This is a genomic window from Leptospira kirschneri serovar Cynopteri str. 3522 CT, assembly GCF_000243695.2.
Taxonomy (GTDB): domain Bacteria; phylum Spirochaetota; class Leptospiria; order Leptospirales; family Leptospiraceae; genus Leptospira; species Leptospira kirschneri.
Genome location: NZ_AHMN02000020.1, coordinates 202,976 through 227,540, shown reverse-complemented (window position 1 = coordinate 227,540; position 24,565 = coordinate 202,976). Strand labels below are relative to the sequence as shown.

17 protein-coding genes and 2 pseudogenes are annotated in these 24,565 nt (G+C 33.5%); 7 read left to right on the top strand and 12 right to left on the bottom strand.

The features are described 5' to 3' along the window. Nucleotides 1–375: 375 nt before the first annotated feature. Both LEP1GSC049_RS208645 and LEP1GSC049_RS208650 read right to left on the bottom strand, forming a co-directional pair. On the bottom strand, nucleotides 376–888 hold the full coding sequence (locus LEP1GSC049_RS208645; RefSeq protein ID WP_004753494.1) for a chemotaxis protein CheX: 513 nt from the start codon (nucleotides 886–888) through the stop codon (nucleotides 376–378). Then, nucleotides 879–2,027, bottom strand: coding sequence for a hypothetical protein (locus LEP1GSC049_RS208650; RefSeq protein WP_004762996.1), 1,149 nt, complete (start codon nucleotides 2,025–2,027; stop codon nucleotides 879–881). Before LEP1GSC049_RS208650 ends, LEP1GSC049_RS208645 begins: the two co-directional genes overlap by 10 nt. 59 nt (nucleotides 2,028–2,086) lie before the next feature. Here LEP1GSC049_RS208650 and LEP1GSC049_RS208655 point away from each other — a divergent pair, with 59 nt between their 5' ends. Together LEP1GSC049_RS208655 and lpdA are read left to right on the top strand one after the other, a co-directional pair. Further along, nucleotides 2,087–2,830: a class I SAM-dependent DNA methyltransferase gene (locus tag LEP1GSC049_RS208655; RefSeq protein ID WP_004753947.1), complete on the top strand. Its 744-nt coding sequence runs from the start codon at nucleotides 2,087–2,089 to the stop codon at nucleotides 2,828–2,830. A 598-nt stretch (nucleotides 2,831–3,428) separates the two neighbouring features. Continuing rightward, on the top strand, nucleotides 3,429–4,847 hold the full coding sequence (gene lpdA, locus LEP1GSC049_RS208660; protein WP_016561171.1) for a dihydrolipoyl dehydrogenase: 1,419 nt from the start codon (nucleotides 3,429–3,431) through the stop codon (nucleotides 4,845–4,847). Here the strand turns inward: lpdA and perRB are convergent, their stop codons facing one another. Beyond that, on the bottom strand, nucleotides 4,848–5,285 hold the full coding sequence (perRB, locus tag LEP1GSC049_RS208665) for a peroxide-responsive transcriptional repressor PerRB (RefSeq protein ID WP_004767587.1): 438 nt from the start codon (nucleotides 5,283–5,285) through the stop codon (nucleotides 4,848–4,850). Nucleotides 5,286–6,432: 1,147 nt separating this feature from the next. Here perRB and LEP1GSC049_RS208670 point away from each other — a divergent pair. Next, the gene (locus LEP1GSC049_RS208670; RefSeq protein WP_004754624.1) at nucleotides 6,433–7,878 is read left to right on the top strand and encodes a sodium:proton antiporter; all 1,446 of its coding nucleotides are present in this window, start codon (nucleotides 6,433–6,435) and stop codon (nucleotides 7,876–7,878) included. 541 nt (nucleotides 7,879–8,419) lie between these two features. Here LEP1GSC049_RS208670 and LEP1GSC049_RS208675 read toward each other — a convergent pair. Next, nucleotides 8,420–9,406 (bottom strand): hypothetical protein, encoded by a 987-nt coding sequence (locus LEP1GSC049_RS208675; RefSeq protein WP_016561184.1) that lies wholly within the window; start codon nucleotides 9,404–9,406, stop codon nucleotides 8,420–8,422. Between the two features lie 511 nt (nucleotides 9,407–9,917). Continuing rightward, nucleotides 9,918–10,529, bottom strand: coding sequence for a helix-turn-helix domain-containing protein (locus tag LEP1GSC049_RS208680; RefSeq protein WP_001067493.1), 612 nt, complete (start codon nucleotides 10,527–10,529; stop codon nucleotides 9,918–9,920). Nucleotides 10,530–11,960: 1,431 nt separating this feature from the next. On the opposite strand from LEP1GSC049_RS208680, the gene LEP1GSC049_RS208685 reads away from it, so the two are divergent. Beyond that, on the top strand, nucleotides 11,961–12,842 hold the full coding sequence (locus LEP1GSC049_RS208685; protein WP_004759434.1) for a pseudouridine synthase family protein: 882 nt from the start codon (nucleotides 11,961–11,963) through the stop codon (nucleotides 12,840–12,842). Nucleotides 12,843–13,196: 354 nt separating this feature from the next. Here the strand turns inward: LEP1GSC049_RS208685 and rsmI are convergent, their stop codons facing one another. The 3 genes from rsmI to LEP1GSC049_RS208700 form a co-directional block, all read right to left on the bottom strand. Continuing rightward, nucleotides 13,197–13,943: a 16S rRNA (cytidine(1402)-2'-O)-methyltransferase gene (rsmI, locus tag LEP1GSC049_RS208690; RefSeq protein ID WP_004755292.1), complete on the bottom strand. Its 747-nt coding sequence runs from the start codon at nucleotides 13,941–13,943 to the stop codon at nucleotides 13,197–13,199. A 650-nt stretch (nucleotides 13,944–14,593) separates the two neighbouring features. After that, nucleotides 14,594–15,406 carry an HAD family hydrolase gene (locus tag LEP1GSC049_RS208695; RefSeq protein ID WP_004753509.1) on the bottom strand — a complete coding sequence of 271 codons (813 nt, stop codon included), beginning with the start codon at nucleotides 15,404–15,406 and terminating at the stop codon, nucleotides 14,594–14,596. Continuing rightward, nucleotides 15,407–16,195 carry a M23 family metallopeptidase gene (locus LEP1GSC049_RS208700; RefSeq protein WP_004755042.1) on the bottom strand — a complete coding sequence of 263 codons (789 nt, stop codon included), beginning with the start codon at nucleotides 16,193–16,195 and terminating at the stop codon, nucleotides 15,407–15,409. It abuts the gene before it with no gap. A 702-nt stretch (nucleotides 16,196–16,897) separates the two neighbouring features. On the opposite strand from LEP1GSC049_RS208700, the pseudogene LEP1GSC049_RS2000000228910 reads away from it, so the two are divergent. Together LEP1GSC049_RS2000000228910 and LEP1GSC049_RS208710 are read left to right on the top strand one after the other, a co-directional pair. Beyond that, nucleotides 16,898–17,205 (top strand): annotated as a pseudogene (locus LEP1GSC049_RS2000000228910) (WGR domain-containing protein). Nucleotides 17,206–17,676: 471 nt separating this feature from the next. Next, nucleotides 17,677–18,759, top strand: coding sequence for a hypothetical protein (locus LEP1GSC049_RS208710; RefSeq protein WP_025184687.1), 1,083 nt, complete (start codon nucleotides 17,677–17,679; stop codon nucleotides 18,757–18,759). A gap of 422 nt (nucleotides 18,760–19,181) precedes the next feature. On the opposite strand, the gene ruvA is transcribed toward LEP1GSC049_RS208710, so the two are convergent. The 3 genes and pseudogenes from ruvA to LEP1GSC049_RS01095 all read right to left on the bottom strand — a co-directional run bounded on the left by ruvA (nucleotide 19,182) and on the right by LEP1GSC049_RS01095 (nucleotide 22,009). Further along, a complete protein-coding gene (ruvA, locus tag LEP1GSC049_RS208715; RefSeq protein ID WP_004753979.1) occupies nucleotides 19,182–19,820 on the bottom strand; it encodes a Holliday junction branch migration protein RuvA in 639 nt (212 codons plus the stop codon). A gap of 453 nt (nucleotides 19,821–20,273) precedes the next feature. Next, on the bottom strand, nucleotides 20,274–20,753 hold the full coding sequence (locus tag LEP1GSC049_RS208720; RefSeq protein WP_004763036.1) for a flavin reductase family protein: 480 nt from the start codon (nucleotides 20,751–20,753) through the stop codon (nucleotides 20,274–20,276). A 332-nt stretch (nucleotides 20,754–21,085) separates the two neighbouring features. Then, nucleotides 21,086–22,009 (bottom strand): annotated as a pseudogene (locus LEP1GSC049_RS01095) (helix-turn-helix transcriptional regulator). A 645-nt stretch (nucleotides 22,010–22,654) separates the two neighbouring features. Here LEP1GSC049_RS01095 and LEP1GSC049_RS208725 point away from each other — a divergent pair. Next, nucleotides 22,655–23,044, top strand: coding sequence for a hypothetical protein (locus tag LEP1GSC049_RS208725; RefSeq protein ID WP_004755139.1), 390 nt, complete (start codon nucleotides 22,655–22,657; stop codon nucleotides 23,042–23,044). A gap of 624 nt (nucleotides 23,045–23,668) precedes the next feature. On the opposite strand, the gene yqeK is transcribed toward LEP1GSC049_RS208725, so the two are convergent. Further along, nucleotides 23,669–24,265, bottom strand: a complete 597-nt coding sequence (gene yqeK / locus LEP1GSC049_RS208730) for a bis(5'-nucleosyl)-tetraphosphatase (symmetrical) YqeK (RefSeq protein ID WP_016561152.1) — start codon at nucleotides 24,263–24,265, stop codon at nucleotides 23,669–23,671. Nucleotides 24,266–24,565: the final 300 nt, after the last annotated feature.

The following is a 24,565-nucleotide window of genomic DNA, read 5'->3' as shown; positions in this document are numbered from 1 at the left end:
TTGTTTCCAAAGTCCATCCGGTATCTCTGAATAATATTTGTCCATTTCACAAGTAAATAATTACGATTCAAAAGTACAACCAGTTTTGAGACCGGCTCTAAAGCAAAACGCTCTCCTAAGGGTCGCGTTTGAACTCAGCAAAACGCTTTTTATTAAAGCGTTTTAGGGTCAATAAATTGAATCTAAAGACGATTGTTGTATTATGTTTCCTGTATGCAATTTATTGACCAGAGCTAAAGAGCCCGGCCGGCTGCCTGTGGCAAGCCGGATTCGCCCCGGTTTTCTTATGTCGAACTCACGTTAAATACCCAAAAAACAAACTAAGAACTTTAAAATCCACTTTACATCTTTGATCAAAACAACTTTGCAAAATCTCTAAAATTTCTTCATGAGTAAAATTAAATATACTCTTCCCAAGTATTGTTTTGCTTTTAAGTCTTTCAAAAAATAGATCAGTATGTATTGTCTGTAAGTTTCTAAATCCACAGGTATCAATTTATGATTGAGCATTTCCGGCGGTAAAAGATCAGTTTTAAATCTTCCTAGTTTTATTTCCGTAATCAGTAAACCACAGATCTGATTGGCAAATTCCATTAAAATCGAAGGTGCGTCTGCTCTTACGGTAGGATCTATGTGAAAAGATTTAGCCACCATAGGAAGAAGCTTTAATTTCGTATAACCGTCCATAGCGAAAAACAGTTTTCCTTCTATTTCTCCTTTAAATTCCACCATTGTACAATTTTCGTAACAGAGCCCTTCATTTTTAGAAGGGCCGAACGCTTCTCTTATCGCGGTTACGTTCAAAGTTTTATCCAGATATTCTGGAAAGATCTGAGAAATCGTAAGAATGAATTTTTCGTCGAGTAGCGGATCTATACTCACAGACAAATATACCGGTTCGGTCCTTCTTCTATGGAGAGTCCAAGCGCCTTTCTTGCGTTAGACGACCATTCCTCCCTACTTTCCTCTAAAATGGAAACTCCTAAATTGAGATCCACCAGATGATTTTCCTTTTGTAAGGATTCAACGAGTTCGTTTAGGTTTTTACTAAAAAAATCCCATTCTTCCGGAGAAACAAAAAAAGCCAACCTATCTTTTCGAATCCTATAAAAACGCACCTGTTTATGCAATAATTTACACGTCCATAAAGAAATCCATTTTAAGACGTAAGGATACGGTGAATCAGTTTGAATACTTGCAAGAATTAGAATATTCTTATCTACCCTAACTTTATCCAATTCGAATGCGTGTAGATTTCCAAAACCAGTTTCCGGATCAGAAGACTCAAATTGTATAGAAACTTGTTCCTCGTATTCCTCCTTCCAGGATTGAAACTCTCTCGGTTCTAATCGACTCCATTCGTTTTGAAATATTTGAAGATAACCAAAAAGTTGAGAGGTCCCTAGTGGAATCAACACGGAACGATCCGAAAAAAAGATTCTTCCTTCCGAGATCTCTTCTAAACTTTTTTCAGTTAAAATCTTTTCCTCTGGTGATTCCGGAATATGAAAAACTTTTCCTTTTCGAGAAGCTAAAAGAAAAGATACTTCTCCGCTTAAAAAATAAATTTCCGCTCCGTTTAATTTTGATCCCAGTTTTTCCAAAAATTTCTGATGGGCGAGGATTAACTCAGGATGAGTAGGCACTTCCCTCTTCCAAATTTTATCAACCTTAGTTTGGTTGGACCTTAGAATTCTGGAGTTTATATTTTCTACAATTTTCGTTTCGTTTTTTAAATCGGGAATCTCGGTTTTTACTTCTTCTAAGCCAACTTCCAAATTGGAAATTGAGTTATGAACGTTTATAATTTCTGTAGCCGAATCCATTTTCTTTTCGTTTTGTGCAGAACGACCCGAAGTTTTTTGTGAACTTTCTTTAAGAACAAGACCAAACAAAAGTAAAAGAGAAATCGAAATTCCACCGAAAACCAAAGTATCTCCGGTAAATAGATTTTTATTGATGTTTGTATGCACATCAAAAGTACAACTAAAAAAAATGAAAATGATTCCTAAATATTGGATTTTCATAAGCAGACTGCCGTTAATATATTTAACGGGCAAATTCCGAAACCTCTGAATTAATTTTTATGAAGTTATACAATGAACTAGCAGAATTCTACTTCGATATCGAAAAACCATCTCGTAAGATTGATTCGGAAGCCAGATTTTTAGACCGTATCTTTAGAAAACACAGGATCATGTCCATCTTAGACATGGGCTGCGGTACCGGAGAACACGTCCGCTATTTTCAATCTTTAGGTTACAGGCCGAAAGGTATTGATTCTTCCTCTAAAATGATCGAAGTCGCTAAAAAAAGATATTCTCATTGTAAGTTCGACGTTTCTCCTATGCAATCCTATCAATCCGGAGCTCTTCTGGATTGTGTAGTGAGTTTATTTGGCTCGTTTAACTATCTTTTGACGAACGAAGAAATAGATGCTACTCTCAAACTCATAGAACAAAATCTAAAACCAGCCGGTTTAGCAATTCTTGAAGTTTGGAACGCAGAACCTCTTAGAGCGATTAAAAGAAAACCGATCTCTCCAGTAGCTCAAATCAAATCCCAAAACGCTACGATTCAGAGAAATCGTGGTTTTCGTTTGGTTAGAGCAGATACCTCTACGATGGTGGAAGTCAATTACATCTACCAAATCAACACGAAGGAAGTGAGAGATAAACACGTTATGCGCGTTTTCTATCTTCCAGAAATAGAAAGAATGATTCTCAGGCATAAATTTGAAATTATGCACGTTTATTCCGGTTTTAACGAATCCAAATTCAAAAATTCTGCGGGTAGAATGATTCTAGTGTTGAAAAAAAAGAGTTCTTAAAAACGGAATCAATTTATTCTTCTTTTATCTTTCGGATGCAGATTCTCTTAAAAACGATTTTTAACATCCGCTTGATTTTTTAAATTAGAGTTATTGAAAAATGAATCTACATCTGTTTCCGTTACATTGAAATGGACAATTAGAAGCAGTTTTGCTAATTTCCACTATAAAATTTTTCAACAGTTCTATTATCGTTTGTTTCTTATCATATCAAGTATTATTGAGTGACAAAAAAATTTGAAGTAGTTTATTATAGAATCCACTTCAATGGATTGTAATTCAGTAATTAGGAATATTATAGGTTACGATTTGTAATTGCCTAAAAATGATAACAGTCACTAACGTGAGTTGACGGAAAAAGTAAACGAACAAAAAAACTCAAGTGTTTCAGATTGCACATAATCATCTCTTTCACATTAGTTATACCGAACTCATATTAAAATAGTGAACAAAGTAAATGTACAGAGTCAAAGTAAAGATCGTATGAACAGTCAAACGAAATTCATTTGTCTTTTGAAACGTAGTAGCTATCCCCTTAAAAAATCCTTGCGAAATCTTTTCGAATTCGATTCTATAATTCCGGAGAATTTATAAATTTATGCCAGAATCTTATGATCTCACAGTCATCGGTGCGGGGCCGGGCGGTTACGTAGCCGCAATTAGAGCCGCTCAATTGGGAATGAATGTTTGTATAGTCGAAAAAGACAAACCAGGCGGAATTTGTTTGAACTGGGGTTGTATTCCTACCAAAGCACTTTTAGAATCGGCCCATCTTTTAGAAAAACTTCATTCTGCCAAAGAATATGGGATCAATCTTTCAGAAGCAAAACCTGATTTTACTGCTATCATTCAACGTTCTAGAAACGTAGCAGAAGGTATGGCTTCCGGTGTGGAATTTCTTTTAAACAAAAATAAAATCACTCGCAAAAAAGGAACTGCAGTATTCAAAGATCCGAATACGATTTGGCTTCCGGATTCTTCCAAAGAAGAAATTACGTCTAAGTATTTTATTCTAGCAACTGGAGCAAGAGCAAGAGAACTTCCCGGTTTACCTTTTGATGGTAACACTGTTCTTTCCTCAAAAACTGCAATGATCCAGGAAAAAATTCCGGAATCTCTTTTGATTGTAGGAGCGGGCGCCATCGGCGTGGAGTTCGCCGACTTTTATTCTACGATGGGCGCCAAAGTAACGTTAGTCGAAATGTTGGATCAAATTCTTCCAGTTGAAGATAAAGAAATTTCAACGTTTCTTGAAAAATCCTTTGTAAAAAGAGGAATTAGAGTTCTTACCGGAGTTGGTGTTTCCGATCCCAAAATTGTAAACGGCAAAGTAAAAGTTCTTCTCAAAGGTAAAAATCTTCCCGAAGCGGGAGAATTTTTCGAAGCAGAAAAGATTTTGGTTTCCATTGGTCTTGTTCCTAACACGGATTCCATACACTTGGAGGAAATCGGTATTTTTCTTCAAAAAGGTTTTGTAAAAACGGACACTCGATACAAAACGAGCGTCCCTCATATCTACGCAATCGGAGATTGTAACGGTCCTCCTCTTCTTGCGCACGTTGCTTCTATGGAAGGGATCAAAGCGGCAGAAGCGATTTCAATTCATTCCGGAAATGCCCACCATCTCAGTTATATTCCGATCGACTACAATGCAATTCCGGGTTGTACGTATTGTCATCCGGAAGTTGCCTCCATAGGATTTACCGAAAAAAAAGCGACTGACATGGGTTATACGATCAGTGTAGGTAAGTTTCCATTCGTTGCCAGCGGCAGAGCCAAGGCCATGGGAGATACTGAAGGTTTTACAAAGGTAATTGTAGATAAAAGCTCAGGGGAAATTTTAGGGGCCCATTTCATTGGTCCTGGTGTGACGGAACTTTTACCTGCAGTTTCTCTGGGAATCACTCAGGAGCTGACTGCAAAAGAAATTACATCTACGATCTTTGCTCATCCAACACTTTCAGAAACCGTAATGGAATCTTTTGGAGCTTCACTTGGTAAAGCGATCAATCTCTAGCTAGTTTTCTATAACTAGGTTTCCGGTAAGTAATATATCTGTTTTATTAACCAGAAATTCGGGTGGAAGTTTGGAATTGAGAGAAAGTAAGGACGGATCTATATCGTGAAACTTTCCGCTTTTCTCATCAAAGAAATGATAATGATCTATGATATTGCTGTCATAGACAGATTTTCCCAAACAGGAAAATTTAAATTCCCTCAACAATCCGGCGGAAACTAAAATGTTTAAGGTATTATAAACAGTCGCTAAACTCATTTTAAACGAACGACTATCTACCCACTCTTTAACTACTTCCGCAGTCGGATGATCCGCTTCACAGAGTACATACTGACAGATTGATATTCTCTGAATCGTAGGTTGTATGGAAACCGATTTTAATCTCTGCTCTATTTCCATCGGAGTAAGACAAATTTTTTTAGCAAATAACGATTCCATTTTTAGAATCCCGTTTTCGGGAGACCTCTTTCTTATAAGACACTGATAAACTTCATTTTTGCACAATTTTATTTGGAACTTGTTCTAAAACTGATTCATCAATCTTTTTTGAATGTTCGATAAAACGTGGTAGTTCCCACAGTTTACGTCGCATTGTAGATTTACAGGTTTTATATATACCGATGCATACGCCAAAATAGTATAAAAATGATACTATGAGTTTGTTTTAAAAGTTAGAATGTAGGAACTCCTTCAAAAAAGCCAATCATCTCGGAATAGTCAAGTTCGCATAAAATCTCAAATTTGTGGTAGTTCCCACATCATTTTACAGACAAACCTAAGTTTTGTAATAGTTCCCACGCTTGAATACTACAGATTCAATTGTTTATATACTTCTATTTTTTGAATTGTGCTAGTTCCCACAGTTTAGAAATCGATCTGTAAAGTTCAGATCCCAACTTTTTTCAGAATTATGGATTCCTCCACAAACTCACGTTAAAATTAAGTACCATAAGTTTTATTGCAAAAACACTGTTTGAATAATATAATATTGGAGACTCGGTTATATAGTTCTGAGTAATTCTAGAATTTATTTGTAAAATCGTGATTTTGTGAGAGTTCCCACATTTTATTTTTTCACGAGAACATAAATCACGGTTTTTTAAAACCGACCAACGTTCGTTTAAAAATTCCTAGGGCTAAACAACAATCGTATTTGATTTCTAAAAATTGTGGGAACTAACACTTTTTTATCACGAATAATTCTAAGGAACGGGAAAAAACATTGGAGCCATATAATAATTTTGCGCCGAAACAGTGTTTTACGATAAAATTAAGGATACTCGGTTTTATAAAGATCAGTAGAATATAAGAAAAAATTTCCCGTAGAAAACTATTTTTAGAAATCATTCTGCATAAACTGGAAAATATTTTACGAACCTCGACAAAACACGCATTTTTAAAAATTTCCCCGCTTAACCTCTAAAAACAACTTCGTATTTTGGAACTTTCTATTTTTTAAAAAATTCTCAAACGTAAAATTCTAATCTTAAAATCACGCAAAAAAAAACAAACAGAAAGTCTTTTTACTTTTACTCTTTCTTCCAAATTCATAATATGTCTAAAAATTCTTCAGATGATACAAACCATGAAACAAAAATTTACATCCGTCTTTCTGGCGATTCTACTTACCCTATCCGCTACAACTCTTTTAGCAGACGAACCACAAAGTACGGTCCAGGATTCTTCTCATACACAAGAAGCTAACTCGGGCCATCATGAAGTCGAAGGAGAAGATCTTCCCTACTGGAGCGTAATTCCTTTTGCACTTATACTTTTAAGTATCGCGCTGTTACCGATCGTTTCACACACCACCTCTCATTGGTGGGAAAGTAATACCAATAAACTGATCCTATCACTTGTGTTAGGTGCGGTTTCCTTTGTCATTTTAGTGTTACACGGTTGGTTTGGTAAAATTGTTCATACATTGGTGTTCGAATACGTTCCATTTATCATTCTGCTAGGTTCTCTATTTTACATCTCCGGAGGAATCCGTCTGAAAGGTGATATAGAAGCGACTCCCTTAAATAATACTATCTTTTTGATTATTGGAACTTTCCTGGCTTCGTTTATTGGAACTACGGGAGCCTCTATGCTTTTGATCCGTCCGATTTTAAAAACGAATTCGGAAAGAAAACACGTAGTACACACGGTAGTCTTTTTTATCTTTTTAGTTTCTAACATAGGCGGTTCTTTAACTCCTCTCGGGGATCCTCCACTGTTCTTAGGTTATCTGATCGGAGTTCCGTTCACTTGGACGTTTAAACTTTTACCTGAATTGTTAGTCGCTGGAATTCTTCTTTTGATTCTTTATTTTATCTGGGATTCGATCGCTTATAAAAAAGAAACCGCCAAGGATCTTAAAAAAGATCACACTCACAAGGAAAAAATCAGTCTAGAAGGTCAGGTTAATTTCATCTGGTTACTAGGAGTCGTTTTGTCTGTCGCGTATTTAAATCAAAATTATATTCCAGCAATTTATGAAAATCCTTATATAGCATTCATTAGAGAAGCAGTGTTGATCGGTTTGATTTTCGCGTCTAAGTTCACTACCAAGGGGCATGTAAGAGAACACAACAAATTCACTCTTCATCCAATTCAAGAAGTCGCTTATCTGTTCATAGGAATTTTTATCACTATGATTCCTGCACTGATTCTATTAGAACACCATGGAAAAGAATTAGGAATTACCGAAACCTGGCAATTTTTCTGGGTAACCGGTTTATTCTCGGGAGTATTAGATAACGCACCTACTTATCTGACATTTTTGTCTTTGGCAAAAGGTACTCTAGGATTAAACAGTGTCGCTCAAATTCTTGCAGATCCACATGCAGAAAGTATTCTAAAGGCAATTTCGGTTGGAGCGGTATTTATGGGCGCTCTTACATATATCGGAAACGCGCCTAACTTTATGGTAAAATCGGTTGCGGAAGAGAATAAAATCAAGATGCCTAGCTTCGGTGGATATGTATTTTATTCTTTTGGAGTATTAGTTCCTACCTTTTTGCTTCTTACGTTTATCTTCTTTCGTTAAAAGAAAATTTTCTCTGGCCCTTTTCTATTCGAGAAGGGCCTTCTTCTCGAATTATAGTAGTTCCTATAATTCGACAGAATACAAACGAACTTCTCTTTGCTCGTTTTAATCTAACACACAAATCATAAAATAGAAACTTATAACAATTCAAAATGTGGGAATTCACGTTAAGTTTATTATAAAATTTAGGAGTTTCCACAGAAACCGTCATATCGGCGGTTGTATAGACGTTCGAGCAATCTTTATTGTTCTTAAACGCTCATGGAAGTTCGTATAATCACATTTTTTTATCTCTACAGACGGTTAATTTACCGTAAAATCTGTGGGAACTACCACGAATCGTAATTTTACTATGAAACTTCTAAAATGTGGGAACTACCACGAATCGTAATTTTACTATGAAACTTCTAAAATGTGGGAACTATTACGAATCGTGATTTTACTATGAAACTTCTAAAATGTGGGAACTACCACGAATCGTGATTTTACTATGAAACTTCTAAAATGTGGGAACTACCACGTTCTTAAAATTGAATCACGACTACTTAGAATCATCCGGAGGAAAGAAAATCACGGAATCGATCCGTTTTCCATTATTAGAATCAATATAATTGATTTCTAATTTTCTTTCCGAAGCCGGTTTATACATCATTAAAGCGGAAATCAAATCGTAGGCCGTTAAAGAATAATCGATAGCAGTAACAACCGCTTGAAAAACTAAAAATCTAGACTTGTGAACCGGTTTTATTTCTCTTTCTTTTCCAGCGATCATCCATTTATAAATCCGAGTAGAACGATTGACATCTTTTAAAAAGGCCAAATCAATCTTTCCTTCCGGAAGAACCGCTTCCGTTTGACGGAATACAACCTTGATCGGAATTTTTTTTTCTTTGGATTCCTTCAAAGCCCCGGACAATTGTAAATCGAACGTATCATCGTCCAAGTATTCAATTTCATTACAGTTTGCAAAAACGGTATTACAAATATCTCCGTATTTACGATGAACGAAATAGATAAGAAAAACGTTTAACGTTTCGGGATGATATAAAACTTTAGCATGATAGTCGGAAGTTTTTCTATAATAGAATTTTTTATAAATCCTTTTAAAGACGTCCCAACCAACAAGACCAATATCCTTGAGAAAAGGAGGATCAGGAAGTTGAAAGGAACGAACGGCAATATGTAGTTTTTCGATCGCAACCTTACCGTCTCGTTTTGAAATTTCTTCCAAGATAGTTCTAATATCATCCAAATCTTCCGAATCAAATTTTCTAGGAAAATTGGAAGAATCGATGAGAATCTTTCCTGCGTTCTCCGACATAAGATCTAAAACCTTGGATCGAACACCTTCGGAAAGAAGCTCTTCCAATTTCAAAGAGATACAATCGTTTGGATGACAGGAAATCTGTTCCGTATAACTCGATTCAGGCGAAATACTTTCCGAAAACAAAAAAGAAAATGGAATCACAACAAGAAAGAAACTTAAACTAAAAAAAAACAAGACGATTGGATGAAAACGTTTTAGCATTCTTTTTTAGATCCTACTCAGAACTATATAATAAAATATCCAGTATTTTGCGTTGAAACAAGACTATTGTAATAAAAATTTAAGGCACTTAATTTTATAGGATCAGTAAAGAGAATATAGTAAAATTCCGTTTAACGTGAATAAAGATTTTCTCCAAAAACGATAATTGCCGCATTTTTTAGAGATTCACCATAAAATTCAGATTTGTAATAGTTCCCACGTTCACTAGAATAAGACTTAAAATCAGATATAAAATCGTATTTTATTTTTACGGAACAATAAACTTTTAAAAATCTCTATAAAATTCCAATGTAACGATCTATCATTAAATTTACTGTATAAAATCGCCGTTTGGACAACCATTCTTAAATAAAAAATTCATTTTATAAGGTTCCCTTTTATAAAGCAGATACCCCAAATTTTTACTAAAGATGAAAACATATTATAGAATTTGAAACGATAAACAAAGATATTTACTCAATCAAAATGTATTTAAAAGATTTATAATTATCTAATTTATTTCGTCTCTATAATCCATAACCAAATACATTAGAGTTTCCTGATCTGTCGGATTAGAATATTCATGAGGAATATCCGCTCTAAAAAAAACGGAATCTCTTGGTTCCAATTCCACAACTTTTTCGCCGACCCTAAGGCGAAGTTTACCGGAAACGACAACGATGTTTTCAGTCGTGCCGGATGAATGAGAATCCGCGACTTCGATCCCTCCCGGTTTTAAGATGAGTTCATAAAACTCTGTTTTCCGATTTCCGTTATAAGGAAAAAGCGCTCGGCTGGAAAAAACTTTAGAGCTAGAAAATAAAACCTTGGTGTTTTCCGCCTTCATAACAATTACACCTTCGGTACCTTTTTCTTTGAGTAATTCGCTGAAAGGTACATTGAGTCCATTCGCAATCTTCCAAAGAACAGAAATGGTCGGAACACTTTTTCCTTGTTCAATTTGAGAAAGCATCGCCCTGCTGACCCCACATCTAGAAGCCAATTTATCCAAAGAGAACCCTTTAGTATGGCGAATGAGTTTTAAATTTTCTTTGACGACTTCAGTAATATGTTCGGAGGAAGACTCTTTCCCCTCTTCTAATTCTTCCATAGCTGGGTTCATTTACTCTTTTTTATCTAATATAGCAGAAATTTGTCAATCCAAAACTACCACTTGAAAAAATAGACGTAATGCTTGTTCAAAAACTTAAAAACTACGAAGATTTATGATCAAAACTGGAAAGTTTGAGAACGTACAAATAGGAAGTAATCTGTGGGAACTACAGCATTTTATTAGAAATTTCTAAAGAATGATTTACTTAGAACTATATAATAAGGAATCCAATCCAAACATTTACACATCAATTCTGTGAATACTTGTAAGAGATGGGCAAATCCGGCTGCCAACCGGGCCCTTTAGCTCTGGTCAATAAATTGAATACAGGAAACATAATACAACAATCGTCTTTAGATTCAATTTATTGACCTCACATCGATTCCTTTCGCGTTATACTGAATTCACGTTATTTAAGGGTACTCAATTTGATAGGAAGTCAGTAAGAGTTTCAAGATAAGTTTAAAATACAAATGATGATTCTTTATTATAAAAACTCATAAAAATGATATAAAAAAAGAACAGTGGCTTTTTAAAAACGTAAGTATGCGGATTCTGAATTTATAGCTTTTTTAGAATCAGGTATAACATTCTAACTTTTTTAACAAACAAATGATGATCTCAAAAACTAATTACCTTACTACTTGAAAACATGAAAATAATACAATTCTGAACCTGTTTCAAAACTTAAAATGTGGGATCTCACACAAAAACCAATAATTTTAGGTTAGATATAATTTTTTGAGAATTTCTGAATCTTTGTAAAATCGTCCATTCATTTTCAGATACAATTTTCATATGTCCGAATAGTAAACCTTTATCACAAAACACTATTCCAAAACAAAAAATTGAATACTCAATTTTATAGTTCTAAGAAATAACATTTTCATAGTAATACTTGGTCTCTATAAAATTGAGTATCTTTAATTTTATCGCAAAACACCGTTTTGGTGCAAAATATCAGGTACTTTATTATATAGCTATGAGTAAAACCTAGAAAAAATCTAAAAATAAAAATTTTAAAATCGAATTTTACATAACGTGAGTCCCGCGTGAAAAATCCATGATTCATTTTTCTAAAAAAAATTGGGATCTGAACTTTATAGATTGATTCCTAAAATGTAGGAGCTCTTACTTTTAAAAGAATTTTTCTCAATTTTTTACGCCGAATTCATTTTACATAAGTTCCATTAACAAAAGCCAATCCTTTCATTTAAAACAAACTAAAACGTTCCATTCTCACTTTACAATCCAGTATAAAAAATTAGAATGAAATCGATATGAAAATTTTAGACAAATCCGAAAAACCATCGGCAAAAAAGTTCAATAATTTTTATTTTAGAGAAAAAATAAAAAAATTCAAAAACAGACCCACAAACGGAAAACTTTTTTCAAAAACAAAGAAATTCAAAATCTTCTTTTAGATTCAACAAAGGAACTATGAAAAAACATTCTAATATTAGAATATTCTACGAAAGCGAATCTTTTCTTCTTGCAGAAAAACCTCCCGGCATTCCGGTTCACGCAACCAAAGATTCAAAACGGGAGAACTTTACCGATCAGCTTCAAAAACAACTTTCTCTTGAATATCTTAGAACCGTAAACAGATTGGATTTAGATACGAGCGGTCTCGTATTTTTCTGTAAAAACCCGAATAAAAACAAAGAAGCCGATCAAATCTTAAAAAATTCATTGAAAATTTATCTTTGTGTAACTTCCGGAGTGATCCCAGAAAAACATTTTACGGAAACTTGTTATATCAAAGACGGAAATAAAAAAGTTCGTAAGGTGTTTTCAGGCGGCGACAAGGCGGTCACGGAATTTTTGACTCTGAAACAGAACTCTAAAGAAAATTATTCGGTTTTACTCGCAAAACTTCATACTGGCAAAAGACATCAAATTCGTTTTCATTTAAGCGAAAAAGGGTACCCTATCTTAGGAGATTGTGTTTACGGGAAAAACAACAAATCGAAATTATTGTTACGACCCGAAATCGAAACAGAAAATACAATCCGATCTAGTAATTTAGATTCCAGGCTTTCAGCTAACAAAAAAAATACGAAAGAACCGAAATTCATTTCATCCATCCAAACAAAAAATAAAATCTTAGAAAAACAAATTTCTTTAGAAAAAAACTCAAACGAATTTCGTATAAAAACTAAAATACAAAATTCACCCGTAAAACGTACACTCTTACACGCAATTGGTTTTGCATTTCAAACAGAAGAAAAAATTTTTTGTCCTCCTCCACCCGACTTTCAAAATTTTTTAGACGACGTCATCTTAGATTTTTCTATTTTTTCTAAATTCTCTCTAAGATAATAGAGCTGTTGAAAAATTAATTCTTGATCTGTTTGTATTGGATTGAAATGGACAATTGAAGCAATTTTACGAATCTTCACTATGGAATTTTTCAACAACTCTAATGAAGAAAAATTACAAACGATTATGGAACAAACACTTCAAGTAACGTTCTACTATGATAGATTTAAAAATAAAAGACGGTAACGTTCTGTGTTTTAATGGTGGGCCCGCTGAAGGTTGTAATATCTATCCTTATACTTGTAAAGCCTCGAGTTCGTGTTATAGTTCTGTCGTTCACAGAGTGTATTAAAATATTCTAAATTCCTTTTAAAAATCTAATATCAAATTGGATCTATAAAAACCATTCTTATTTTAACGTGAAACTCGCTTTAGTTTTTTTGTTTTTGAAAATCGATCTTGCTTCTCTTTTCTTTGAGAAAGAACTATCACAGGATTTCCTTTAGGAAGGGTATCCAAAATTTTTAAAAGATCTTCTAACTTACCGCGAAATTGAAATTCGGAATCCAGAGTAAGATCCAAACAGAAAAAAATTTCTCTATCATCCTTGGTCTTTTTAAAAACCCAATCTAAGTCGCGAAGCACCGATTTATATCGATAAGGGGTTTCGTAAAAAACGATCGTATGTCCCGGTTTTAGATAATAGATCAGTTCTTTTTTTCGTTCAGCAGAATCCCTGGAAAAAAAACCACAAAAAGTAAACGGAGAAATTTTAAAACCGGAAATACTCAAGACGGCTCCAAACGCGATCGGGCCTGGAGCGCTACGTACATTTCCACCTCTTTTCAAAACCTCTTGCACAAGTTCCCTTCCAGGATCTTCAATTCCGGGAGTTCCCGCATCGGAAACCAAAACACTCAAACCCGAATTGATCACCGCTTCTCCAAGATTTCTAATTTCTTCGGGGGTAGTATGTTCATTGCAGAGAAAAAATTGCTTAGAGACCGAAATTGATTTAAGCAACTTAGAAGTAATTTGAGGTTCCTCCCCTATAAGTATATCAGAATGTTCTAATAGTTCTTTGGCCCTTGCCGTCAGGTCACCAGGATTTCCTAAAGAAACAGAAACTAAAACGAGGGTTTTTTGAAATTCGATTCTCATATTTTATAACTCTTTTAAATTTCGAATTTTATTGTAATTCAATTCCATTGATAACTATATAACAAAGTAGCGAACAATTCCGTACTCGAACGAGTTTTTGCGATAAAAATTCGTAACACTCTATTATATAGTTTTGAGTAAGACAAAGTATTTTTAAAATTGTTTTTATCCATTAGAGTTATTTAAAAATTAACTTTCTTTCATTTCTTTTTTATTAAACAGGAATACAACTTCTCTAATTCTCATCTCTATAAAAATAAGTACCGTTAATTCTATCACAAAACGATGATTCTATGTAAAATATGAGGTAATTTATTATATAGTTATGAGTAATAGATAGAAAACTATTCAATAACTCCATTATATTCAATTCTAAAGAGATTATCGAAAACATAAAAACTAGTTTCAACATTCCAGGATCACTTAAAAGTTGATATTACTTTTCCAGAAATATGTTTTTAACTTCCACTTTACGCCTATTATAACATATAAGAAATCTATATAAAATAAATGTTTAATTTGATGATAACCACATAACAAGATTTTATGGGAAATTGATTGGACGATTCTTATTTTTAGATTTGATAAAATAATTCTATAACTAAAATTTTTACGTTTTATCTAAGTTTATAATTCAAAATCGAAAGAGGTCATACAAAAACTTGATCCAATACTTTCCAATTTTTAACCGGTTGGATTTTTATAGACAAAGGAGGTATTACACCTTTTCCTCTATCTAAAAAAATTCCCGCCTTGACTGTAGAACTCAGTAAATCAAAATCATTGATAGAATCTCCAAAAGCAAGATCCGCGTAACCACCCGTTGCAATTTTTAATCTTTCTACTTTTCCAATTCCATACGTAAAAGGTTCTAAAATTTCCGAAGAATGAACTTCGTCTTTAACAGATAACCGCATTCCCAAAACCATTTCACTCGGAATTCCGAAAAGATGAGAAACGGATTGTATGATTTCCTCCGGAGAAGCGGTCACGATCCAAATTCTCCACTCGTTTTCAATTAGATGATCTAAAAGTTCTTTCATCGGTTGGTAAATTTTGACGGAATGTTTACCGGAATCAATAGCGTGTTGGTTCCAGACATTCTTAGAAATTTCTTTCAATTCTTCGGGAGAATGCCCCGAAAAAATCCAAGAACTCCACCGATAAGATGCTTCCAGTCCAAACTTTGATTGAATGGTTTCGTATTGGGAAAGAACAATAGAACGAAATAAATCTGGATTCTGAAATCTAGAAGAAAGCGCTTTATCTCCGTTCTCTCCTAAAAGGAGAGAAATGTCTCCTTTGTAGGCAGGAACTCCCTCCAAAAGAAAGGACTCCATCACCGCTTCCCCAAAATCGTTTCTTACAAGAGTATTATCAAAATCGAATGCGGCCGTCCCTGGCCGCAATTGCATTAGAATATCATAAAGCTCAGGATTCCAAAAATCCCGCGTTAGGGTCACTTATTCTTCAATCGTCTCCCGGGCAATCGCCACACGAGCCTCGGAAGAAGATTGAAAAACCGGAAGATAATGTTCGGGGTTTAATACTACGTTCTGATAACGAACTTCAAAATGTAAGTGAGGTCCGGTAGTATGACCCGTATTTCCAGAAAGTGCAATGATCTGTCCCTTTTTTACTTTATCTCCTTCTTTTACGTAAAGAACAGAGTTATGCGCGTAGAGAGTGTTGATTCCGTTGATTCCAGGATGAGAAAGTAGAATCTTATTTCCATAACCGCCGTCTTTTTTAGATTCTAAAACCGTTCCGTCCGCAGCGGCAATGACGATGGACCCTGTCGGGCAGGCTATATCTACTCCGGAATGCATTGCATTCCATCTTCTTCCCAATCGAGAAGTTACAAACGAATGTTTAAAACTGATCGGCCAAATAAATTCTCTCTGATCGGATCTAAATATTTCACGCCCCTTATCTTCTAATAAAAGACTTCTAATAAAGTTTTCATTATAGGGAAAAAATACAGGCTCTGTGAGTGGAATCCTTGTATTGTCCGGAATTCCATTGACCCTTTTGATTTCGTGTTCGGTCGTTCCAAAATTATGAATCAAATCCCCTATCGATTCTTTGACTCGGTTGGGAACGATCCAAATCCCTTCTTGACCTCTGTAGGTCTGAAGGTATTGATTATCTAATTTAATTTCTTCGAGATTTGTATTGGCAAAGGATTTAATACTGAAAAACAGCCCTATCATAAGGAATCCCGCCAGTATATAACCGGTTTTTCTTTTCATTTTGTTTCTTCCAAAATATGTCGCCAAAGAAAACCTCAGAAAATCTGAGACCTAAATGGAACTTCGGCAACGGAAAACAACTTCTGAAGTCAGTCTTCTAATTTTAGAATTCCATTCAAGGATTTTTCCTGACAACTTTTGATGTAAAAATCAAAGATATTTAATATTTTCAAATATAAATCTTTTATTTTTATTCAAAATCATGCTTTATTATTCTTTTTTAAGATGTTTTAGCTCTTTTTCATTTTATTGAGAATTGATTCTCATTTAAAAACAACTACAAATATTTAAGTGAACGCAGTTAAGAAAGAAATTATCCCGTAAGAAGCTCTGATTTGTGTGAGTTCCCACAAGTTGAAAAATTATCCCGTAAATAAGTGTAATTTTAAAAACCAAAGCCTACATCATAAATCATTCTAAAAATCTGATCGAATACCCACGAGAAAAGCGAATTTAAAGAAAATCCAAGCTACAACAAAAGACGGGCCCACAAAACACAAAATATGTTTTCAAATTTAGAAAGTAATGTTTAATAAAAGATTATAAAAAATGAATAAAATGCCAACAATGCAAGACTTACCAAAAAGCCATTTTGAAATTTTCTCAAACAAAAATGCCACTTCCCAAAAACCAAAATAAAGTTTTATAAAAAGAATTTGTTTTTAAAGAATTCCAAAGTTGCAATCAAAGTTATAAACGTATATGAAACATCACCTAACATTCAAAAAAAGAAACTCCAATCAATTTTGGCAGATAGAAGTTTCCGGAAATTCTTTCACTGTAGCCTATGGAAAAACTGGTTCTCGGGTCAAACACAGACTAAAAACTTCGACGATAAGGAAACTTGTCTTAGAGAGGCAAAAAAATTACTTTCTGAAAAATTAAAAAAAGGTTATATAGATGAGAGCGAATTTGTAAAAACTACTGCGCCAGAATCCTTTCTAAAAAATCATATAGAAAAATGGAACGAAATTATAAAATCCAAAGACTTAAAAAAAAGAGTTAATTAAATATTTTGAATATTTAATAGATACAAACCAATCTTAACTTCTCTATTTAATCAAGCCAAGACGCAACGATAAAAACAATACACTTACGATTCTTTTTAAAAAAGGTTTCCAATTGATAGCCGGCCCCCGGAAGATAAAAATAAATATACTAAATGGCCTCAAACATTCCAAGAAAAAATGATCCGTCATTCTACCCTATCTTTTATAGACGAAAATCATAACGGTATATTTTTACACAAGGTTGATTTAGATCCTATATATGATCTTGAATTGGACTAAACTGAGTTGAACGAGTATCCACTAGAATCGATACAAATACCGATGAGTGATTATTCAAATTTTTGGATATACCATCCGAAAGAAAAAAATCCCTCAAATGAACCTTCCCTTATTTTTTACGATCACGGCGGAACTCTTGATCTTACCCCTAACTTTAACATAGGCGCTGCATTTTTAAAAAGATGCACTGAATTGCTAGGCCTTCGTTTAGAATCGGAACCCATAAAAAAAAATCCAAACCAATTAGCTCAATGTAAAAAAATAGGAGCACTTACTTTACCGGAAGGTATTGAAATTCGATATATTCGGTCATTCGTCTTTCCTGAACAAAAAAAATTGGTTGCAAAAATAGATTCTCCTAATATCAATTCAGACAAATTAGTATATTATGATATAACTAATCCTTATTTGCCTATTTTATTTAAATCAGAAAAATCTTATTCATTTCACAAAGTTCGAGTCCAAGAAGATACTTTAGAGATCTTTTATGATCATTCAGTTCGTTTTATCAAATTGGAAAATAACGAATTTCAACAATTGAAAAAAATAGACGGACCAATGCATGGAGCAAGAGTTTATAAGAATAAGATTTACTTTTCAAATTCTGTTACTCAGTGGCGAGGATTACACGTTTATGATATAGAGACGGACTCGGTTGTAAAGTTAGATGATGCTATGGATAAATACAAATCCCACGTCGAAGCTGGGGATATTTGTATTTGGGAGGATGTTCTATGGCTGATCGGGCAAGATGAGATAATTTTATACCAATTGCAAAACTCATCCGTTCAACGTTTAGTCTTAAAACCTCATAATACAATTATAGAACCCGAAGTAATCTCTATGTTAGATAAAAATAGAATTGTAGTCGCCGATAAAAATGACGATCCAGATTCAGGCTTCGGTCTCTATTTGATTGTTTATGCAGATAAAAAAATAAACACTACGGCAAGACTCTTTCCCAAAAAAGGAGTTGTTGCATGGAAATTATTTCAAAATCAATTTTACTTCGTATTATTATCTAAACGTAAAAATAAAAACTATTACAGTTTCTCTATCTGGCAACCGGAAACAAATCAAATTATGGAATATGAACTTCCCGATTTAACTTGTGAAAAACATCTTTTTCAAGGAATATGCGATTTTTTGATAGAAAAGGAAACGGTTTATTTTTATAAAAATAACGGAGAAATTTTTACAATAACCGAATTCCAAACGAAAGATAAATTTACGACGCGTCCAAAAAACATAATTGTACTTTATCAAAAAGATTAAGCTGTATCACTCAACGTCTCATTTCTATTTATTACTAAATTTATCTCAAAAATACTTTATCTTTGCTTAAAGTTCCGATCATTATAAAATGTTTTTGAGATGGCTTCCTATAACTATAGAATAAGTATCTAATATTTTATGTTCAAAAGAACTTTTCCGATAAAAATTAACGGTATTCTTTATACTATTGTACCGAGCAATCCTTGACGGGTTTTATACTTTTTTTAAAAACTTCTACACAATATGCAAAAACGAACTCTCGTTTAGCGATAGAACTTTAAAAGAGTTGTTGAAAAATTAATTCTTGATCTGTTTGTATTGGATTGAAATGGGCAATTGAAGCAATTTTACGAACCTCACTATGAAATTTTTCAACAACTTTAATATATACTTTTTTTCTAATCAATTAAAAGCTAAAGTTTTCAAAGACTTTTCAGGATTTCTCGTATAATTTCTCCAGGATCGTTCGACGAAAAGTTTTTTAGAATCTTATCTACTTCTTTAGAAGCTGTTTTTTCTTCAAATCCTAATTGAACTAAACCAAGAATTGCCGTTTCTCTCTTCTTAGAAAATGCAATTTCCTCAGGAGACTGAAGCAAAGAAGTTAAAATTACAGAAGACTCTTTCGAAGAGCCAGACAAGAATAATTCTAATTTTTTGAGATTTTGTTTTACTTCGAAAAAAATTTTCTCCGAAGTTTTACCTTTAACCTTCGGAATTTTTTCCAGTTCTTTGGCTTCTCCAGATTGAACGATTCGATACAACTCTTCCGCCGAAAAAAAGGATAAGATTTTGAGTGCGGTCAATTCTCCAATTCCCTGAAGACCTTTCATTACTTTGAAAAACTCTTTGTCTTGTTCCGTCAAAAAACCGAATAATTTTTGTCCTCTTTCGTTGATAGAGTGAAAAATTTGTAATTGGATTTCCTTCAATGGAGGGAGATTTTTTAATTCCAAATAGGTTTTAAAAGAAATCGTCACTTCATAAGTGATTCCACCGGTTTCTATATGCACAAATCCTACTTCTAATTTTTTGAGAGTTCCTTTTAAACCTGAGATCATAAATCCAATTAGTGCTCCATATCGATACAGTAAAGATAAATTTTTAATCTATGAACATTCAAACGAGTTCAAATAAAACAAACCTCTTTAACTGTAAGATAAAATGACAACCTACAGATATTCTACCATTCCATAGAATATTGTAAAATTGAAACAAATAACCGTTTTAGAGACAGATTTTGGAAAAACCACTCAAAGAACTATATAACAAAGTACCCAATCAATTGTTTTACTTCCATTCTGCGAAAGAAAATTTGGGCAAATCTGACTTACCGGACCGCACTTATTGCTGCAGCAACAAATTACATTAAATAAACTTAATATATACTTTCGTCTTTAGTTGCATTTTAGAACGCGATCGGTAACATATGAACTCTAAACACAAAAAAATACTCAGCAAAAATCCAAACAACTTAAAAACAGAATTTTAAAATAAAATTATATTCAAATATTCTAAATTGAATAATAATTACGCCTGTAATATAATAGAGGCCGAAGCTCGTCGTTCGATCCTGCAGAAATCACCTTTCCAATCACAATAGAATGATCCCCACCGTCTACAAACCGATCCACTTCACATTCAATGTAAGAAAGGATTCCGGGTAGAACAGGGACTTTTAAATCGCCGACCTCACAACCAAGCTCTCCAATGAGGGAATGTTTATCCGTTTTACCAGATGCAAACTGATTGGAAATAGAATCTTGTCCCTGAGCTAAAATGTTCACTACAAATTTACCTGAGTCATGAATAGGATCGTGACTTGTTATATTTTTTTGAAGGCAAAATAAAATCAAAGGAGGATCTAAGGAAAGAGAACTAAAACTACTAACGGTAAGACCGCCGTGTTTTCCAAGATGAGAATAAGTAATAACGGTGACACCTGATGGAAAATGGGAAAGTGCATTTTTAAAAACTTCGTCGGTAATTTTCATAAGGCTATCTTAAAATGGAAAGACTCTCTGTCAATCGATCGAAAGAGGAAAAAGAAAGATGAGAAAACCAAAAAACTACTACTTTGACTTACCATTTTTTCCCAATTATCTCGAATCAGATTGGATTTTACGACTCGAATCTAGCGGTTACTAAGACCTATCGGATAAAAATTTATAATCGAAAAGAATATATCGTATCTTATAACTTTACTGTGAACGGGGATATTAACTTTTATAAATAGAGTTGTTAAAAAATTCTATAACTCAGATTAACAAAATGATTTTTGCCATCCGCTTTAAGACAAAAGAAAAATGAATTTTCAATAATGCGATCACAAGATTTTAGAATAAGAATCTATAATTTTTACTACAGAACTCAACAAAACCTCTCGTAATTCTTCTGGCTCCCATAAAACCGCTGAATCCCCTAAACCTAGAATATGGTATAACGCCCATTTCCTAGTCTCAAGATCGGCCCTTATTCCGATCTAATCCTTATTAATTTTCGAATATTTTAATATTCTTATATATCATATATTCTTAAAAAAATCAAATTTTAAAACTCGGATCTTAAAATGCACCGGATAAGACGGAATTTTAGATAAAAAATTCAGCGCGCTATCTTTCCAATACTTTTCCAAGTCGAACCTTTTTGGTCTTTCAAAAGAATCTCCTAAGTTGGCTTCTATAATTCTTGAAACACGGAAAGTCCTAAATTCCTTTTCATATTTGGCCACCAAATACCAAATTTTTCCTTTAGCCACAAGTTCCAAGGGAGAAACGATTCCTTTTTTAGATTCTTCATCCACTTTATATCGCAGAACGATTTTCTTTTTCTGCCAGACCGCGTCTTGTAGAAGAGATAAAAAAGGAAACTCCTCTTCTGAACAACTCAATCGGCGTCGTCCACATATATTCTTTGCCGAACCATCTCCGCTTCCTTTTGATAAGCAAGCCATAAATTTTATAAGCGCCGAATCTAAATCTTTTTTTCTTCCGAGATCAGATGTAATTCGAATGGAACTTGTGAGAATCATCGAAAAGATCTCTTCCTTCTTCATCCCGGTAAAATTGGTTCTATAATTCCCAACCTCCTTTAGATCCTCGTTCCGCGAACTCCGGAAACGCTTAAGGCTTCCATGTCTCTGTGAATTGTTCTTTCAGAAACTTCTAATTTTTTTTTGCCGGGTCCCTAGATGAGATCCTCCCTTTGCTTGTAGTCGTAAAAGTATGGAAAGAAGTCTATCCGCACTCATGTTTTCAGTTTACAACACAATATAAGACAAAAATTATCATATATAATTTTTAATTTCAATAGAGTTGTTGAAAAATGAATTCTTGATCTGTTTGTATTGGATTGAATGGACAATTGAAGCAATTTTACAAATCTTCACTATGGAATTTTTCAACAACTCTATTGTAAATCTTTTTGATTATGATGAACCTGACTTTCGTTTTATTTAACGTTAGTTCGTCGTTAGAAAACGAGAAAGTATTTTCTAAAAGTATGAGTTACTACAATTTTAGAATTTGTTTGTAAAATCGTGATTTGCGGGAGTTCCCACACTTTAGGAATTGAGATCTCAACTTTTTTTAGAAAAATGAACCATGGAGTCCTTACGTCGAACTCACGTTATTTAAGTTTAGAGAGAATTTCGAAAATATATGACATACTTTGTCAAATTGTTATATTAAAATTTTATTATGTGATTATACTCTGGACCATATAAAATTAAATATCGTGAGCTTTTATTGTAAAACGGAGTGCAAAATATCTGGTATTCTGCTATATGGTTTTGAATAAAAATTTAGTTTTTTTGACTTTTTTAAATATTGATTCATTACCTAGGGTTTTTCTTAAATAGAAAGAATTAGAATTTCATACATCATTGAGGAGTATTATGAAACAACATTTAGTCCGTATCTTTAGTTATGGTTTTTTAGTCTGGTTAATTCCTTTTGCTGTCGCAGTTCCGTTTCATTCCAGAGACGGAAAATTACTGACCGATTTATTTTTATTCAAAACGGTGATGATTCTTGTCGGAAATTTTACAGGTTGTATTTTGTTAGCCTCTCTTGCTCTGAAAATTTCCGGAAAGAAATTTTCAATTCTTTTTAATACAGGATTCATCTGGCTTGCAATCAACTGGGGACTGGACTTTTTAATTTTACTTCCTATGTCCAAGATGAGCGTGGGGGATTATTTTATCCAAATAGGACTTCGTTATCTCACTATGATTTTTATTTCTTTTACGGTGGGTTGGGTTACGGACCGTTCGACTAACAATTAAAAGACGGGCTTTCTAAAATCAGATGTTTCATTTTTAAGTACGTCTCAAAATCAAATTGTATTTTTTAGAAAGATCAAACTGAAAGAATCTGTCCCTACAGAACACGATACACTGAGTTTCCCAGAACTCCATTACATTGTTTTTTTGAGGACAGATTCTGATAAAAATAGCGGACTTGAAAGTTGTTTCAAAAATTTTGTTTATTTTTGGAAACCTCCATAAAATCTAAAAAACGACTTTAAACAATTATATTAACGTTAGTTCGTCGTTAGAAAACGAGAAAGAATTTTCTAAAAGTGGTAGTTCCCACATTTTAGTGTTTACGGTAATTTCAAGTTTTTGTAAGAGTTCCCACATCCATTTTTTCACGGAAAAACGACATTTTAGGAAATAGATTCCTGCTCACGTTATATTACTTTGAATTTTAAACATTAGAGTTGTTGAAAAATGAATTCTTCATCTGCTTCCGTTACATTGAAACAATTTCACAGATCTTCACTATGTAATTTTCAATAACTCTATGTTTCAGAAAAAATCCAGTACTCTAAACAATCTGCGCATAAAGCTCACACATAGAGAAACAGAAATGCTTATAATTTTATAAAATTAAAATATTCTTATATTTTAGGATAAAAAACATTTTGAGATTGCAAGATTGTATGTAAAAACAGTCCGAGGATGAATCGACTTTTCGGAAGAGATTAAATCTTCTATTGTATTTCTAGCTTTACACAAAACACCTTGATACAAATTCTTTCTAGCTTGTTCTTTCCAATTTGCATAATGCGGATTTTTTTCTGCGTATTCCGAACCTAAAAAATCGGCCGCGTAGAGTATTAGATCTAAAAGTCCGGGAGTTTCCGCTCCTAAAGTATGATTTCTTACTGCGGATAATACTTTTTCGTTTTGTAAATTATATTGCGACTTGAGATAAATCGCTGCAGAGTATGCGTGCCATGCGGCAGATGGAAGTTGTTCTAATTCATTCTGTCCTGATTCTAAGAACAAAGTTTTATGAAATTCTGAAGTTTTTTGTTTTGTTATATCATGTACGATCCCGGCAAGATAAGCAAGTCCCGCTTCCTCTTTACTATGAATGATTGCAAGTTCTTTTGCGATTTCTGCCACTCGTATCGAATGTTCCCAACGAGTTTTCGTAATTTCAGTAGGAACGATCTTTTTGAATTTCTGAATTTGAATTTCTAATTCTTGCGAAGTCATTAAATTTGATCCAATTGAATTCTAACTTTTTAAATCGTTTTGATACTTACAGTGTATAAAAGCAATAGTAACGTAATTTTGAAAACTACTTCAGAAATATAAATCTATACTTTACTCTGAAATAAACATTTGCGATAAAAATTTATGGATCCCAGTTTTATATCCCAAAGTCAATTTTAATAAAATCAAAACCCCTATACAATAATAGGAACACCATATTAGTAAATTAGAGTTGTTAGAAAATTCCATAGTTCAATTAACAAAATTGTTTCCATAAAATAGAAACAGATAAAAAATTAA

Bases quoted from the DNA above. Each gene is read 5' to 3' on its own strand.
- LEP1GSC049_RS208670 (WP_004754624.1), top strand. From the start codon at position 6,433: ATGAAACAAAAATTTACATCCGTCTTTCTGGCGATTCTACTTACCCTA.
- LEP1GSC049_RS208725 (WP_004755139.1), top strand. From the start codon at position 22,655: ATGAAACAACATTTAGTCCGTATCTTTAGTTATGGTTTTTTAGTCTGG.
- perRB (WP_004767587.1), bottom strand. From the start codon at position 5,285: ATGGAATCGTTATTTGCTAAAAAAATTTGTCTTACTCCGATGGAAATA.
- LEP1GSC049_RS208675 (WP_016561184.1), bottom strand. From the start codon at position 9,406: ATGCTAAAACGTTTTCATCCAATCGTCTTGTTTTTTTTTAGTTTAAGT.
- LEP1GSC049_RS208650 (WP_004762996.1), bottom strand. From the start codon at position 2,027: ATGAAAATCCAATATTTAGGAATCATTTTCATTTTTTTTAGTTGTACT.
- LEP1GSC049_RS208700 (WP_004755042.1), bottom strand. From the start codon at position 16,195: ATGAAAAGAAAAACCGGTTATATACTGGCGGGATTCCTTATGATAGGG.
- rsmI (WP_004755292.1), bottom strand. From the start codon at position 13,943: ATGAGAATCGAATTTCAAAAAACCCTCGTTTTAGTTTCTGTTTCTTTA.
- LEP1GSC049_RS208685 (WP_004759434.1), top strand. From the start codon at position 11,961: ATGAAAAAACATTCTAATATTAGAATATTCTACGAAAGCGAATCTTTT.
- lpdA (WP_016561171.1), top strand. From the start codon at position 3,429: ATGCCAGAATCTTATGATCTCACAGTCATCGGTGCGGGGCCGGGCGGT.
- ruvA (WP_004753979.1), bottom strand. From the start codon at position 19,820: ATGATCTCAGGTTTAAAAGGAACTCTCAAAAAATTAGAAGTAGGATTT.
- LEP1GSC049_RS208720 (WP_004763036.1), bottom strand. From the start codon at position 20,753: ATGAAAATTACCGACGAAGTTTTTAAAAATGCACTTTCCCATTTTCCA.
- LEP1GSC049_RS208655 (WP_004753947.1), top strand. From the start codon at position 2,087: ATGAAGTTATACAATGAACTAGCAGAATTCTACTTCGATATCGAAAAA.
- LEP1GSC049_RS208680 (WP_001067493.1), bottom strand. From the start codon at position 10,529: ATGAACCCAGCTATGGAAGAATTAGAAGAGGGGAAAGAGTCTTCCTCC.
- yqeK (WP_016561152.1), bottom strand. From the start codon at position 24,265: ATGACTTCGCAAGAATTAGAAATTCAAATTCAGAAATTCAAAAAGATC.